The 810-nt window shown below is 76.7% G+C and carries 1 protein-coding gene; it reads left to right on the top strand.

Annotation, left to right across the window (positions count from 1 at the left end):
- Positions 1–810: 4-alpha-glucanotransferase (locus CCN35_RS26640; RefSeq protein WP_143631868.1), on the top strand; the 810-nt coding region annotated here is incomplete at both ends.

Below are 810 nucleotides of genomic sequence, written 5' to 3' on the forward strand. Positions count from 1 at the left end.
GTTGAAGGCGTCCGGCGGGGCCGACGCCTGGGCCCAGCAGGACCACTTCGCGACCGGCATGTCCATCGGCGCCCCGCCGGACGCCTTCAACGCGCGCGGTCAGGACTGGGGTCTGCCGCCCTGGCGCCCCGACCGTCTCGCCGCCTCCGGCTACGCGCCCTTCCGGGAGCTGCTGCGCGCCCTGTTCCGCCACGCCGGGGCCCTGCGCATCGACCACGTCATGGGCCTGTTCCGGCTGTGGTGGGTGCCGCGGGGCCATCCGCCCACGGAAGGCACCTACGTCCGCTACGACGCGGAGGCCATGCTCGCCACCCTGGTGCTGGAGGCCTCCCGGGCGGGTTCCGTGGTGATCGGCGAGGACCTGGGGACGGTGGAGCCCGGGGTGCGCGAGGCCCTGGACCGGCGCGGGGTGCTCGGCACGTCGGTGCTGTGGTTCGAACGGGACTGGGACGGCGACGGCCGCCCGCTGCCCCCCGAGCGCTGGCGCGCCGACTGCCTGGCCACCGCCACCACCCACGACCTGCCGTCCACCGCCGCCCGGCTCACCGGCGAGCACGTCGCCCTGCGCCACCGCCTCGGTCTGCTCACCCGCCCGCTGGAGGAGGAGCGCGCGGAGGCGGCCGAGGACGTCCGCGCATGGCTGGCGCTGCTGGCGGACCTGGGCCTGCTGGAGGACACCGGCGGCGCCCGCGCCGCCGTGGAGGAGGAGCGGATCCGGGCCGTCCACCGCTTCCTGCTGCGGACGCCCGCCCGCATGATCGGCCTCTGGCTCCCGGACGCCGTCGGCGACCGGGAGCCAGAGGCCGATCA

Source organism: Streptomyces thermovulgaris (assembly GCF_002155915.1).
In the GTDB taxonomy this organism is placed as follows: Bacteria; Actinomycetota; Actinomycetes; order Streptomycetales; family Streptomycetaceae; genus Streptomyces; species Streptomyces thermovulgaris.